We start from the raw sequence: 13,101 nt of genomic DNA, 5'->3' as shown, positions 1-13,101 counted from the left end.
GCTCAATTAGTCCGATCGCGCACCCGTGGAGCGGTCTCGTTGGAACGATTCTGTGTACCAATCACTTCCACCCTGGAGTCGACCATGAGCCTCACTCGCAAACGCAACAAAATATTAGGGACGCTCGGAGCGGGCGCCATGCTCTGCACCCTGCTTGTCGCAGCGCCGGTCAGCGCTGCTCCCAATCAGGCGACAACTCCTGGACAGGGAACCTGCAAACTCTCCGATGACCCGCAATTCACCGGCTGGACCAGCTACTCAGAGCTGGGATCAGCACTGCAGCGAATAGAAGACAACAGCAACGGGCGGGTGCAGGTTGATGTGGCCGGCCAAACGGAGCTCGGCCGGAATCTCTACACCGCACGGGTCGGCACCGGCGATCGTGTGCTGCTGGTTCAAAGCGCTGTCCACGGGAACGAAAAAACGGGGACGGAGGCCCTGCTGGGGATCCTGAAGAAGCTCGGATCGAGTAACGACCCGGCCGTCAAGCAGACACTCGAGAACGTCACGCTGGTTGCCATGCCGATGGCGAACCCTGACGGCGGTGAGCTGAACCGACGGACGAACGTCATCTCCTGGGAAGAGGTTGAACGACGACACCCACAGTTGGAGGGCTCGCAACGTGCGTGGTACCACCGTCTGAGCAGCGAAGGGATCGACCTGCCGGGCTTCGATCTTAACCGCGACTTCAATGCCGACCTGGATTACGTCCCCCAGCCGGGCGATCTGCCGGGAGATCCGAAGGATGCCGGCTTCTACCTTTCCCCGGAATCACAGGCCATCAGGGATCTGTACGTGAAGCTCCGAGACGAATTCGGTCAGGTCGACGCCGTTGTGGACCTGCACCACATGGGCCCGTGCGATCAGCAAACCGGCGGTGAGCAGGACGGCAAACACATATCTGTGGCACTGGACTACCCGCCTCTCGGCATTAATGACGGAGCTTCCTACAAGGAAGATTGGCCGCTACTGGATCAGGACAAGTCCCGACGTTACGCGCTGGCAGTCGCGAACGGCATCAAGGACAGCTATGGCTCGCAGTCCCCTCTGGCCGCCGTTGGCCGCTACTTCCACCCGGAGGAACGCGAGTACGCGGGCCAGGGCCGTTCAGCGTTCGCTCTCAACGGCTCGGCAACCGTGCTGTTCGAAGTCCGGGGGCAATCAGATGACTTCGGCCAGAAGATGAAGGGCATGCTTGTACAGACCGTGCAAACCGGCATCGAATCCCTCATCGATTCCATGGCAACCGGCGAGGTGGACACACTGGAAGGAGACGACTTCTTCGACTACCCGGACTACGGCTGGGATGAGACCCGGGACTGATCGGCACTGATGCGGGTTGCCCCCGTCGGTATGGCGCTCTGGCGATCGCGGGCGAGATGGTTAAGGATGAGGTTATGGACATCAACGACAACGGACCGAACCCGAACGCGTTCGACATCGAGAGCGCCACAACCGAAAACTCCGCCTACCGCCGTGTGGCCTGGACGGGCAAGCACCTGCAGGTGACGCTGATGTCGATCGAGCCGGGTGGGGCGATCGGCCTCGAAGTGCACCACGGCACGGACCAGTTCCTGCGCATTGACGCCGGTAAGGGCCGCGTGAAGATGGGCCCCTCGAAGGACGACCTCTCCTACCAGCAGGACGTCGAGGACGGCTGGAGCATCCAGGTACCGGCCGGCACCTGGCACGACGTCGAGAACACCGGCGACGAGCCGCTCCGCCTCTACACCATCTACGCGCCCACGCATCATGCCCAGGGCATCGTGCAGCAGACGCCGGAAGATGCGGAGCGGGACGAGGAGCAGGGCAAGGACGAGCCGCCGTCGTGGGTTGAGGAAGTGGACACCAAGGGCGAAGAGAGCGCCTAGCCGGCTATCCGTTCCGCAAATCCGTCAACAAACATCCATAACGACGACGGCGCCGCACCCGGGTGGGTGCGGCGCCGTCGCGCTGTGGTCAGGCTCAAGCCCGTACGCTCGCCTGGCGTTCCTCCACGAGCCCGCGGACGGACTCGAAGAGCGGGTGGCCGGCGGCAAGCCCGGTGACCCGCTCCGTCAGCTCCGCGGCGCCAGTAGACTCCAGGAGCTGTTGAAGCTCCACCGCTTCCCCGTCCGCCGGATCATCGAACCGAAGGGTAGCGGCCATCGCTTTCAGCAACGCCTCCGGCGTCCTGCCGCGCTCGGCAAGCTCGGCAGCGGGGCCGATGAACCGTTCGTTTCGGCTGAGCTTGCGCAACGGAGCGCGTCCCACCCGGTTCACGGTGTCCGGCAGGTGCGGGTTGGTGAACCGTCCGAGGATCTTCTGCACGTAGGCGTCCTGCTCAGCGACGTCGAAGCCATGCTTCTCGACCAGCAGGTCCCGCGTTTCCCGCAGCACCGCGCGAACGTCGGCGGCGACCTCGGGGTTGCCCATGGCATCGGAGATCTTTTCCAACCCCGCCTGGTAGCCGAAGTAGGCAGCGGAGGCATGTCCGGTGTTCACGGTGAACAGCTTCCGCTCGATGTACGGCCCCAACCGGTCCACGAACATGGCTCCGGGAATCTCCGGTGCCGCGGCACCGAAGGGCGTGCGGTCGATGACCCACTCGTGGAAAGTCTCAACCGTCACATCCAGCCCCTGGCCGGGTTCCTGGTTGGGGACAATCCGGTCCACCGCGGTATTGGCGAAGACCGCGCGGTTCCCCAGTTGCCCCGCGGACCCGTCCCAGAACGCCTCCACCGATTCCCGAAGAATATCGGTTGCATTGATGGCGTTCTCGCATGCCATGACCTGCAGGGGTTCCAGATCATCGGAGCGGGCTGCAAGACCCCTGGCGATGACCGGCGCAACGAACTTCAGGATGTGCGGGCCGACAGCGGTGGTGACGATCTGCGCCGTAGCGATCTCACCGACCAGCTGTTCCTCGTCCGTCTTCGAGTTGATTGCCCGGAAGTTGTCGACCGTATGGACGGCAGGCTCCTCCCCTACCTCGTGGACCCGGTAGCTGTCCGCGGCCGCAAGCTGAGAAATCAGCTCATCGGCGACGTCCGCGAACACCACCTCGTAACCCGCCTGGTGGAGGAGCAGCCCAACAAAGCCGCGTCCGATGTTCCCTGCCCCGAAGTGGACCGCCTTCACTATGCGTTGACCTTCCTGAAGATTGCGAGGACTTCATCGACCGAGGTTGCCGCCTCAAGCTCGGCCACCTTCGACTTGTCGGTGAACACCTTGGCAATGGAGGACAGGATGTGCAGGTGCTCGTTGTTCACGCCGGCTACGCCCACCACGAACTTGACCTGCTTGCCGTTCCAGTCGATTCCCTGCGGGTAACGGATGAAGGACACTGCCGACTTGCGGATGTGATCCTTTGCCGCATTGGTTCCGTGCGGAATGGCCAGGAAGCTGCCCATGTAGGTGGACACCGACTGCTCGCGCTCGTGCATGGCCCGGATGTACTCGTCGTCGACGGCGCCGCGCGCCTTCAGGAGCCGGCCCGCTTCGTCGATGGCTGCGTCACGCGAACCTGCACTTCCGTCCAGCACTACGCTCTCAGCCACCAGCACGTCCGACGTCGATGCCTCGCCCTCCGCGGCCCCCGTAGTCTGTGGGCCGGAAGCTGAAGCGGCGGCTTCGGTACCTGCAGCACCTGCAGCGTGGGCCGTGGAAGCGTGGGCACCCCCGAAGGATCCGGCGTCGGCGTCAGGGCCGGTGCCGGCGTCTGCACCAGCTGCACCAGCTACACCAGCTACACCGGACGAGCCGCTGTTACTCTCGCGCACCAGCTCCACGATCTCGTCGTACCGGGGGCTGTTCATGAAGTTGTCCACCGAAACATGTGTAGCACTGGCTGTGGCGGGCCGCGCCCGCTCGGTCAGGTCCTGGTGCGTGACCACAATGTCGTAGTCGTCGCGGAGGTTGGCAATCGAAGCGTTCGTAACCTTCACTTCAGGGAAGCCGGCGTCCTTGATCTTGTTGCGCAGTACCGAGGCTCCCATGGCGCTTGAGCCCATGCCGGCATCACAGGCGAACACGATGTTCTTGACCGGGCCGGCCAGCACAGCAACGTTGCCGGATCCTGCCAGAGCCGAGGACACGGAGCTCTTCTTCCCCTTCATGGACTCCATGCGGGAGGTGGCAGCGGCGAGGTCGTCGCCGTCGTCGTCCTTTCGCTTTGCTGTCTTGAGGATCACCGAGGCGACCAGGAAGGAGACCGCCGCCGCGAGGAGGACCGACAGGACCACGCCGAAGTAGCTGTCACGGGCGGTCTGGGCCAGTACGGCGATGATCGAGCCGGGCGCTGCGGGAGCAACCAGGCCGGAGCCGGTGATGGCCAGCGTGGCGATGCCGGTCATGCCGCCGGCGATCGCCGCGAGGATGAGGAGCGGACGCATCAGCACGTAGGGGAAGTAGATCTCGTGGATACCGCCGAGGAAGTGGATGATCGCGGCACCCGGAGCAGATGCCTTGGCCGCGCCGCGTCCGAAGAACATGTAGGCCAGCAGGATGCCGAGGCCCGGACCGGGGTTGGCCTCGAGCAGGAACAGGATGGACTTGCCCTCCTCCAGCGACTGCTGGACGCCCAGCGGCGTCAGGACGCCATGGTTGATGGCGTTATTGAGGAAGAGCACCTTGGCCGGCTCAATGAAGATGCTGGTCAGCGGCAGGAGGCCGTTGTTGACCAGGAACTGCACCACGTTGCCGGCGGCCGTGCTGAAGGCTTCGACCAGGGGCGAGATGCCGTAGAAACCAATCAGCGCGAGCGCTGCACCCCAGATGCCGGCGGAGAAGTTGTTGACGAGCATCTCGAAGCCGGGCTTGATCTTGCCGTCCCAGATCGAGTCGATCTTCTTCATGGTCCAGCCGCCGAGGGGGCCCATGATCATGGCGCCGATGAACATCGGAATGCCTGCGCCCACAATGACGCCCATGGTGCCGATGGCGCCCACCACGCCACCGCGAACGTCGTAGACCATCCGTCCACCGGTGTAGGCGATCAGGAGCGGCAGGAGGTAAGTGATCATTGGCCCGACCAGGCCGGTGTTCGGATTGCCTTCCGCGTCCGTGCCGAAACCGCCCAGTTCGGGGACGGGCAGCCAGCCCGCCTCGATGAACAGGGCGGTGATGAGGCCCCAGGCAATGAACGCGCCGATGTTCGGCATGATCATTCCGGAGAGGAATGTACCGAATCTCTGGACACCGACCCTCATGCTGCCTCGGGGTTTTGCAGCTGTCTCAGTTGCCATGTGATTTCCTAACCGTGGATCCCGCCTCTATGCAGGATGGTCCGATGTTGTGGAGTTCTTACCCGGTGGGACTGGTTGAGATCCGGTGAAGCCATTCGAGGAACAGCTTGAGCTCGGAGCTGGAGAGCTGGTCGGAATGGGACGCCTGGAGCGCTGCGTTCAACGCAATGGCGGCCACTACAACCGATGACTTGCCGGCGGATTGCTGCTCATTCGGCTCCGCCTTCTCAGAGGACACCGCAAAAATCATGGCGTCCCTGGTCATCGTGGATAGCTCGAGGTTCCGGTCTGCTGCAGCTTCCGCGATCAGCATGAGCGTGACGCCGACGTTCGCCGCCAGGATGCTCCTGGCAGCCTCGCGCGGTTGAACACTCAGCTGCCCGGCGGCAGCGGCCTTGTTCAGCATCTCCTCCATGAGCGCCTCGGCATCGGCAACAATGCTGGGGCGGCTTTCCGGGCGGATATTGCCGAACATCACCAGATAGAGCTCCGGTTGGTTAAGCCCGAATCGGACGTGGTTGTCCCACATCCGCCGAATATCCTCCAGCGGCTGCCCGGAAGGAGCGAAATCCCGCTCTCCCGCCACGTACTCCTCGAAACCTGCTGAAACCACCGCGTCAAACAGGCCCTCCTTGTCACCGAAGTGGTGATAAAGGGTAGGGGCGCTAACACCTGCCAGCTGGGTAATCTGGCGGGTGGAGACCGGTGCTCCGGCAGAGTTGGCCAGCAATTCAGCGGCTGCTCGAAGCAACCTCATCTTTGCCGGTGGCTGGCCATCGAAACTCACAGGCGCTAGCCTAGCACCTATAGCAACGCTATATGAACTGAATCACACCGGCATTCAAGCGGATCCAACCACCTGCAGAAAAACGAGGACCTTCAGTGCAGAACTTCCCAGGAGTAGGGGTTAGCCCCGGACGAGTGATTGCGACCATCCGCCAGATGCCCAAGCCGGTGAGTGAACCGCCGCTGGGCGAACAATTGCCGGCGGGAGTCACGCCTGAAGATGCAACAGCCGCCCTCAAGAAGGCGGCGGACGCGGTTCACGACGAGCTCAAGGCGCGCGCCGATCGGGCGAGCGGTGACGGCAAGGCAGTCCTTGAAGCGACGGCGCTGATGGCGAAGGACACCATGCTCATCAAGGGCGCAGCGAAGCTCATCGCGAAGGGCTCCTCCGCCGAGCGCGCCATCTGGGAGTCCGGGGCTTCCGTCTCCGAGATGCTGCACAACCTCGGCGGCTACATGGCCGAACGCGCCACGGACATCCTCGACGTTCGCGCCCGCATCGTCGCCGAACTCCGCGGGCAGGCCGCACCCGGAATTCCCGCTTCTGCCACCCCGTTCATCCTCGTGGCGGAGGATCTTGCGCCCGCAGATACCGCCACCCTAAACCCGGACATCGTGCTCGCACTCGTCACCTCCGGCGGCGGGCCGCAGTCCCACACGGCCATCATTGCCCGGTCCCTTGGCCTGCCCGCGGTGGTGGCCGCGCGCGGTGTGGACGAGCTGGCGGACGGCACCGAGGTGTACGTGGACGGAGCGGCGGGGTCCGTTGTCGTCGAGCCCGGTGATACCGAGCGCGCGGCAGCCGAAGGATGGGCCACAACCGCCTCCCTGCTGTCGGCGTTCACCGGCAAGGGTGAAACTGCAGACGGCCACCATGTCCCCCTGCTGGCCAACGTCGGCGGCGGAAAGGACGCAGCGGCAGCTGCGGAGCTGGGGGCGGAGGGCGTGGGCCTGTTCCGCACCGAGTTCTGCTTCCTTGAGCGCGACACGGAGCCATCCGTGGAAGAGCAGGCGGCAGCCTATAAGGGCGTCTTCGATGCCTTCCCCGGGAAGAAGGTGGTACTGCGCACGCTCGACGCCGGTGCGGACAAGCCGCTCCCATTCCTCACCGACGCCACCGAGCCAAACCCCGCCCTGGGTGTGCGGGGCTACCGCACCGATATGACCTCTCCCGGTGTGCTGCAGCGGCAACTGCAAGCTATCGCGCAGGCAGCCGCAGGGTCCGAGGCCGACGTCTGGGTGATGGCTCCGATGATCTCCACCGCGGCAGAGGCCGCCGACTTCGCCGGAATGTGCGCCGAAGCGGGGCTGAAGACGCCGGGCGTGATGGTGGAGGTTCCCTCAGCCGCAGTCACTGCCGATTCGATCCTCCGGGAAGTGCAGTTCGCCAGCCTCGGCACCAATGACCTCACCCAGTACGCCATGGCAGCGGATCGCCAGCTCGGCCCCTTGGCCGGTCTGAACACGCCCTGGCAGCCGGCAGTGCTGCGCCTGGTGAAGCTGTCCGTCGAGGGTGCTGCAGCGGAAGGAAGCGGCAAGCCGGTCGGAGTGTGCGGTGAGGCGGCCGCCGACCCGGCCCTCGCCGTCGTACTGGTGGGCCTGGGCGTCAACACGCTCTCCATGACCGCACGCTCCCTCGCCGCTGTGGCCGCCGTCCTAAAGACGGTGACGCTGGACGAAGCCCGGGACCTGGCGCAGCTGGCCCTCTCGGCTTCCGATGCAACCGAGGCAAGGCTTCGCGTCCGGGAGAAGCTGCCCGTGCTCGAGGAACTGGGCATCTGACCTGCTCCGGGCTGCCCGCTCCGTATGAGCGGGCGCCCGGCTGGCACGCACGCCTCAGCCGTACATAATGGGAACCATGAGCGCCGAGACCGAACAGTTCACCGGACATATCGCAAGCCTTGGAACCACCTCAGGGGTACGCATCGTAATCGGCATGTGGACCACCTCGCCGTTCGGCGCATTCACCGACGTGATGGTGGAGAGCCTTGAGGGCACACGGACGTTGCTCGCGCCGTCCGCTGCTGTGGCCGATTGGGTGTCAGGCGCGTACTCGTTCGACATCGTGCGCACGGTGCCGCTGACCGTGAGCATGGACGAGGAACGGCTGTCCCTCCAGGCCGGTCCCCTCACCGTTCGTGCAGAATTTGGTGAGACCACCGGCGTCGGGAAGGTGCTCGGCGCCATTCCGCGCGCCGTCGGCACCCACCCGCGGTGGCTGTCGCTGCTTAATCCGGTTGCCAAGTTCCTCATGCCCGGTGTCCGTACGGCCGGAACGCTCAGGGACGGGCGCCGACAGTACTACGGCGTCACCGGCGCCCGTCTGATCACGGCCGCAGAGGCGACCTGGGCGGGAGAACCCCTGGGATCGTTGAGCAACGTACGTCCGCGGGTGCACTTCGGCTTCAGTTCGGCACCGAAGAAGCCGCAGCTCGTCGACGTGACCACTACTATCCTCCCACCTGCTGAAGCGGACGTCGCAGCGACGGCGTCCGAGGGTCTTTGAAGTCCTGAGAACGTGTGCACCCCAGGTGACCTTGCGGTCGCCTGGGGTGCACGATTTTTCGCAGGTGAGGGTCAGGACCCGGCGAGCTTCTCGCTTGCCTCCGGGTCTGACTCACGCAGGAACTTGGCAACCCGCTCCGCCTCATCGAGCTCGCCGATGGACGCAGCCGCCCGCCCAAGCGCGTTGAGCGCGCGCAGGAATCCGCGGTTGGGTTCGTGCGAGTATGGCACCGGGCCGGCGCCCCGCCAGCCGTTGCGGCGCAGCGCATCCAGCCCGCGGTGGTAGCCCGTGCGCGCGTAGGCGTAGGACTCGATCGTGCGACCCTCGCGATATGCCTCGTCGGCAAGGATGGCCCACACCAACGACGACGACGGGTGCCTGGCTGCCAGGTCGACCGCCGCTTCTCCAGCCTCCAGTCGCGAGGTCACCTCAGGTTCCGCGGGGAGCAGGGTGGGCTCAGGGCCGAGGAGATTCTTGCGGAATTCGTCCGACATCAGAGCTTGTTGCCGGCGGATCCGAGGGACTTTGCGGCCTCGACCACGCGGGCGGCCAGACCGGCCTCTGCAGCGGCACCCCAGACGCGCGGGTCGTAGGTCTTCTTGTTGCCGACCTCGCCGTCGACCTTCAGGACGCCGTCGTAGTTGCGGAACATGTGGTCGGCGACCGGGCGGGTGTAGGCGTACTGGGTGTCGGTGTCGATGTTCATCTTGATGACACCGTAGGAAACGGCATCCGCGATTTCCTGCTCGGAGGAGCCGGAGCCGCCGTGGAAGACAAGGTCGAACGGATTGTCCTTGCCGATGCGGGACCCGACCTCCTGCTGGATGTCCTTCAGGATCTCCGGACGCAGCTTGACGTTGCCCGGCTTGTAGACGCCGTGGACGTTGCCGAAAGTGAGGGCGGTCAGGTAGCGACCGTTCTCACCGGCACCCAGTGCCTCAACGGTTGCAAGAGCGTCCTCAACCGTGGTGTAGAGCTTGTCGTTGATGGCGTTCTCGACGCCGTCTTCCTCACCGCCGACGGTGCCGATTTCCACTTCGAGGATGATCTTGGCAGCCGCAGCACGGGGCAGCAGGTCCTTCGCGATGCGGAGGTTTTCCTCAAGCGTCTCGGCTGAGCCGTCCCACATGTGTGACTGGAACAGGGGATCCTCGCCGCGCTTGACGGCTTCCTCGGAGGCTGCGAGCAGCGGAAGGACAAAGCCGTCCAGCTTGTCCTTCGGGCAGTGGTCGGTGTGCAGGGCGATGTTCACGTCGTAGTTCTTGGCCACCTCGCGAGCGAAGGCGGCGAAACCGAGGGAACCTGCAACCATGTCCTTCACGGATGCACCGGACCAGTAGGCCGCACCGCCGGTGGAGACCTGCACGATTCCATCCGAGCCCGCGTCAGCGAAGCCGCGGATTGCAGCGTTGAGCGTCTGGGAGGACGTCACGTTGACTGCAGGATAGGCGAAGCCTCCTGCCTTCGCGCGGTCGATCATTTCGGCGTAAATGTCCGGTGTGGCGATGGGCATGGCAACTCCTCATTGAAGGTTTGGGCGGAAGAGGCTCATCAGGGATAAGGCTCGCTTCCGTCCCATCCTAACGATGGCGCTATTTGGGCGGAAACCTTACGTCACCATTGAAGAACCCGGCTCCAGGGCGTCCTTCAGCCTGCCCAGCCCCTGGCGTATCCGCGTCTTCACTGTGCCGTCCGGAGCTCCCAAGACCTGCGCAACCTGGGCATAGGTAAGGCCGCCGTAATAGGCCAGTTCGATGACCTGCCGCTGCTTTTCGGTGAGAGCGCCGACCGCAATCTTCAGGGCCGCTGCCTCATGGTTGTCGAGGACGGCCTCGGCAACCTGGTCGAACGGTGTCTGGACCTCGGCGGTTGTCCAGCGATTCAGTCGTGCCCTGGACGCCTGTTCCGAACGGACGCGGTCCACGGCCCTGCGATGGGCAAGCGTCAGAAGCCAGGTCAGCGGGGTGCCGAGATCCGGGCGGTATTCAGCCGCCTTGCGCCAGACCTGGAGGAAGACCTCCTGGGTCACTTCCTCGCTCAGCGCCCTGTCCAGCACAATCCGATACACCAGGCCGTAGATCCTCGCGCTCGTGGAGTGGTACAACGCGTTGAAGGGGGCCTCTTCACCTTGCGCCACGCCGGCCAAAAGGGTCCGAAGGTCCGCAGCCAGGTCCGGAGTGCCGGCGAGCGGTGGGGCCTCCTCCGCCAGAGTCATGGAGAGACCAACAACGGCACTCCAGCGGGACTTCCACCGATTGCGGCAGCAATCTCACTAAGCGAAGCACCCCACGGCGTGTCCATGCGGAACCCGCAGAGGCAGCGCCTGGTGGAGTAGCCCTCCGGAGCATGCATTCCAGCAGAACTAGGAAGAAGCGTCATCGCGTCTCCGCAGTGAATGGGCGCGGCCTGCTGGTCGCTTTGGCCCGGCAGAGTGATTTCGATAGTCATGACGCCCTTCCTAGCTTTTGCTAGATAACCTAGTAATACGTTCACAAGTTTCACTAGGAAAACTATCTATTAGCCATCCATCCTGCAAGGTTTCCTAGCAAACTGCTACCATGAGGTTTCATGACCACCCCTCCGCGAACGACTGCCCGATCCTCGGGCTACTGGTATGGGCCAGTCGCGGCGGGCATCGATGTATTGACTGCCCTTCGTGATTACCGCGCCGCTGAAACCGCCATGCGCCGTCGCACCCGTTCCTCCATGGGAATGGGCGAGACTGACCTGTTGGCCCTTCGCTACCTGTTGGAAGCCCAAAGAGCAGGGCGCGAAGTGAGTCCCAAGGAACTGTCGCTGAAGCTGGGCATCTCATCCGCGTCCACCACAACGCTCATTGACCGCCTCTCCCGCAGCGGCCATGTGACACGCAAACCGCACCCGCACGACCGACGTGCGCTGGTGCTGGAAGCGACGCTGGAGTCCGACGGCGAAGTACGGCAGACCCTCACCCAGACCCACGCGCGCATGATGGATGTGGCGCTGTCCCTGTCACCGGAGAACGCCGCCGTCGTCGTGGATTTCCTCACCCGGATGCGGGAAGCAGTGGAGACTATCGACGCGAAGTCGCTTGCGGAAGCTTGACTAGCCCGTAACCGCCTGGCCGAACACGTGCCGGCGGACCCAGCCGTGCATGGCTATGGCCGCGGCTGCCGACGCGTTGATGGAACGGGTGGAGCCGAACTGGGCGATGGACAGTGTGGCATCGGCAGCAGCATGAACTTCCGGGGTCAACCCCGGGCCCTCCTGGCCGAAGACCAGGACACAGTTTCGCGGCAGGTCGTAGGTCTCAAGCGGTACTGAGTCGGGGAAGTTGTCGATCCCGATGACGCGGAGTCCCTCGGACTCGGCCCAGGCAACAAATTCCTCCACTGTGGGATGGTGCCTTACATGCTGATACCGGTCGGTGACCATCGCGCCCCGGCGGTTCCACCGGCGTCGTCCGATGATGTGAACCTCACGCGCAAGGAAAGCGTTGGCAGTGCGGACAACGGAGCCGATGTTCAGGTCGTGCTGCCAGTTCTCGATGGCCACATGGAACTCGTGCCGCCGGGAGTCGAGGTCGGCAACGATTGCGTCGTGCTTCCAATACCGGTACTGGTCCACCACGTTGCGGGCGTCGCCTTTGGCGAGCAGCTCCGGATCCCACTGGGGGCCGGTGGGCCATACGCCTTCCCACGGGCCGACGCCGACACTTCCCGGAGCGTTCTCCGCCGTTTCTTCCACCCCCCAAGCCTAAGGTGAAAGACTGGCGACGGTTTATTCGACGTTGTATCCCCGCTACCTGCCCGACGAGAGAAGCGAATGCGCGAAAACGAACACATCGAGTGCTGGCTGACCGACATGGACGGCGTGCTGGTGCACGAGAACCAGGCCATTCCCGGAGCCGCTGAACTGATCGATCGCTGGGTTGCCACCTCGCGGAGGTTCCTGGTCCTCACCAACAACTCGATCTTCACCCCGCGCGACCTGGCCGCCCGGCTGAAGGCATCCGGACTGGAGGTGCCCGAGGAGAACCTCTGGACCTCAGCCCTTGCCACGGCGCAGTTCCTCCGGGACCAGATGCCGGGAGGCCGGGCCTACGTCATTGGGGAGGCCGGACTTACCACGGCGCTCCACGAGGCTGGCTTTGTGCTCACCGACCAGAACCCGGACTATGTGGTGCTGGGTGAAACGCGCACCTACTCCTTCGAGGCGATCACCAAGGCCATCCGTCTGATCATCGACGGCGCACGGTTCATCGCCACCAACCCGGACACCACTGGGCCGTCGAAGGAGGGGCCGCTTCCAGCCACGGGATCGATAGCTGCCCTCATCACCGCGGCCACCAACCGCGAACCCTACGTCGTGGGCAAGCCGAACCCCATGATGTTCCGCTCCGCCATGAACCAGATCGACGCCCACTCGGAGACTACCGCCATGGTGGGCGACAGGATGGACACGGACATCATCGCCGGGATGGAGGCCGGCCTGCACACAGTGCTGGTGCTTACCGGCATCACCCAGCGGAACGACATCGAGGCCTATCCCTTCCGGCCTGCCCAGATCGTGGACTCCGTCAAGGACCTTATCGACCAGATTTAG

13 protein-coding genes are annotated in these 13,101 nt (G+C 64.2%); 6 read left to right on the top strand and 7 right to left on the bottom strand.

Annotated elements, in window-relative coordinates; genetic code table 11:
- The first annotated feature begins 84 nt into the window (after window positions 1-84).
- Window positions 85-1,323 (top strand): M14 family zinc carboxypeptidase, encoded by a 1,239-nt coding sequence (locus tag GC088_RS01075; RefSeq protein ID WP_323960075.1) that lies wholly within the window; start codon window positions 85-87, stop codon window positions 1,321-1,323.
- 74 nt (window positions 1,324-1,397) lie between these two features.
- Window positions 1,398-1,871: a cupin domain-containing protein gene (locus GC088_RS01070; protein ID WP_323960074.1), complete on the top strand. Its 474-nt coding sequence runs from the start codon at window positions 1,398-1,400 to the stop codon at window positions 1,869-1,871.
- A gap of 94 nt (window positions 1,872-1,965) precedes the next feature.
- On the opposite strand, the gene GC088_RS01065 is transcribed toward GC088_RS01070, so the two are convergent.
- Genes GC088_RS01065 through GC088_RS01055 form a run of 3 tightly spaced genes read right to left on the bottom strand, consistent with a single transcriptional unit; the run spans window position 1,966 to window position 6,012 of the window.
- The gene (locus GC088_RS01065) at window positions 1,966-3,120 is read right to left on the bottom strand and encodes a mannitol-1-phosphate 5-dehydrogenase (protein ID WP_323960073.1); all 1,155 of its coding nucleotides are present in this window, start codon (window positions 3,118-3,120) and stop codon (window positions 1,966-1,968) included.
- Window positions 3,120-5,225 (bottom strand): PTS mannitol transporter subunit IICBA, encoded by a 2,106-nt coding sequence (locus GC088_RS01060; RefSeq protein WP_323960072.1) that lies wholly within the window; start codon window positions 5,223-5,225, stop codon window positions 3,120-3,122. Before GC088_RS01060 ends, GC088_RS01065 begins: the two co-directional genes overlap by 1 nt.
- Window positions 5,226-5,283: 58 nt before the next feature.
- Window positions 5,284-6,012, bottom strand: coding sequence for a TetR/AcrR family transcriptional regulator (locus tag GC088_RS01055; RefSeq protein WP_323960071.1), 729 nt, complete (start codon window positions 6,010-6,012; stop codon window positions 5,284-5,286).
- Window positions 6,013-6,107: 95 nt separating this feature from the next.
- Between GC088_RS01055 and ptsP the strand changes: the two genes are divergently transcribed.
- On the top strand, window positions 6,108-7,793 hold the full coding sequence (ptsP, locus tag GC088_RS01050; protein ID WP_323960070.1) for a phosphoenolpyruvate--protein phosphotransferase: 1,686 nt from the start codon (window positions 6,108-6,110) through the stop codon (window positions 7,791-7,793).
- Window positions 7,794-7,869: 76 nt separating this feature from the next.
- Entirely contained in the window at window positions 7,870-8,517 is a 648-nt protein-coding gene (locus tag GC088_RS01045) for a hypothetical protein (RefSeq protein ID WP_323960069.1), read from the top strand.
- Between the two features lie 71 nt (window positions 8,518-8,588).
- Here the strand turns inward: GC088_RS01045 and GC088_RS01040 are convergent, their stop codons facing one another.
- From GC088_RS01040 to sigK, 3 genes are all read right to left on the bottom strand, one after another.
- Window positions 8,589-9,011, bottom strand: a complete 423-nt coding sequence (locus tag GC088_RS01040) for a DUF3151 domain-containing protein (protein ID WP_323960067.1) — start codon at window positions 9,009-9,011, stop codon at window positions 8,589-8,591.
- Entirely contained in the window at window positions 9,011-10,030 is a 1,020-nt protein-coding gene (gene fbaA, locus GC088_RS01035; protein ID WP_323960066.1) for a class II fructose-bisphosphate aldolase, read from the bottom strand. Before fbaA ends, GC088_RS01040 begins: the two co-directional genes overlap by 1 nt.
- 96 nt (window positions 10,031-10,126) lie before the next feature.
- On the bottom strand, window positions 10,127-10,732 hold the full coding sequence (sigK, locus tag GC088_RS01030; RefSeq protein WP_323960064.1) for an ECF RNA polymerase sigma factor SigK: 606 nt from the start codon (window positions 10,730-10,732) through the stop codon (window positions 10,127-10,129).
- 353 nt (window positions 10,733-11,085) lie between these two features.
- On the opposite strand from sigK, the gene GC088_RS01025 reads away from it, so the two are divergent.
- Window positions 11,086-11,601 carry a MarR family winged helix-turn-helix transcriptional regulator gene (locus GC088_RS01025; RefSeq protein WP_323960063.1) on the top strand — a complete coding sequence of 172 codons (516 nt, stop codon included), beginning with the start codon at window positions 11,086-11,088 and terminating at the stop codon, window positions 11,599-11,601.
- Here the strand turns inward: GC088_RS01025 and GC088_RS01020 are convergent, their stop codons facing one another.
- Window positions 11,602-12,243 carry a TrmH family RNA methyltransferase gene (locus GC088_RS01020; RefSeq protein WP_323960062.1) on the bottom strand — a complete coding sequence of 214 codons (642 nt, stop codon included), beginning with the start codon at window positions 12,241-12,243 and terminating at the stop codon, window positions 11,602-11,604.
- A 78-nt stretch (window positions 12,244-12,321) separates the two neighbouring features.
- Between GC088_RS01020 and GC088_RS01015 the strand changes: the two genes are divergently transcribed.
- Window positions 12,322-13,101 (top strand): HAD-IIA family hydrolase, encoded by a 780-nt coding sequence (locus GC088_RS01015; protein WP_323960061.1) that lies wholly within the window; start codon window positions 12,322-12,324, stop codon window positions 13,099-13,101.

It is taken from the genome of Arthrobacter sp. JZ12 (genome assembly GCF_035189165.1).
GTDB lineage: Bacteria > Actinomycetota > Actinomycetes > Actinomycetales > Micrococcaceae > Arthrobacter_D.
This window is presented reverse-complemented; position numbering and strand designations above follow the sequence as displayed.

Excerpts from the sequence above, each read along its gene's own strand:
- GC088_RS01075 (WP_323960075.1), top strand. The coding sequence starts at position 85 with ATGAGCCTCACTCGCAAACGCAACAAAATATTAGGGACGCTCGGAGCG.
- GC088_RS01070 (WP_323960074.1), top strand. The coding sequence starts at position 1,398 with ATGGACATCAACGACAACGGACCGAACCCGAACGCGTTCGACATCGAG.
- GC088_RS01060 (WP_323960072.1), bottom strand. The coding sequence starts at position 5,225 with ATGGCAACTGAGACAGCTGCAAAACCCCGAGGCAGCATGAGGGTCGGT.
- GC088_RS01045 (WP_323960069.1), top strand. The coding sequence starts at position 7,870 with ATGAGCGCCGAGACCGAACAGTTCACCGGACATATCGCAAGCCTTGGA.
- GC088_RS01040 (WP_323960067.1), bottom strand. The coding sequence starts at position 9,011 with ATGTCGGACGAATTCCGCAAGAATCTCCTCGGCCCTGAGCCCACCCTG.
- fbaA (WP_323960066.1), bottom strand. The coding sequence starts at position 10,030 with ATGCCCATCGCCACACCGGACATTTACGCCGAAATGATCGACCGCGCG.
- sigK (WP_323960064.1), bottom strand. The coding sequence starts at position 10,732 with ATGACTCTGGCGGAGGAGGCCCCACCGCTCGCCGGCACTCCGGACCTG.
- GC088_RS01025 (WP_323960063.1), top strand. The coding sequence starts at position 11,086 with ATGACCACCCCTCCGCGAACGACTGCCCGATCCTCGGGCTACTGGTAT.
- GC088_RS01015 (WP_323960061.1), top strand. The coding sequence starts at position 12,322 with ATGCGCGAAAACGAACACATCGAGTGCTGGCTGACCGACATGGACGGC.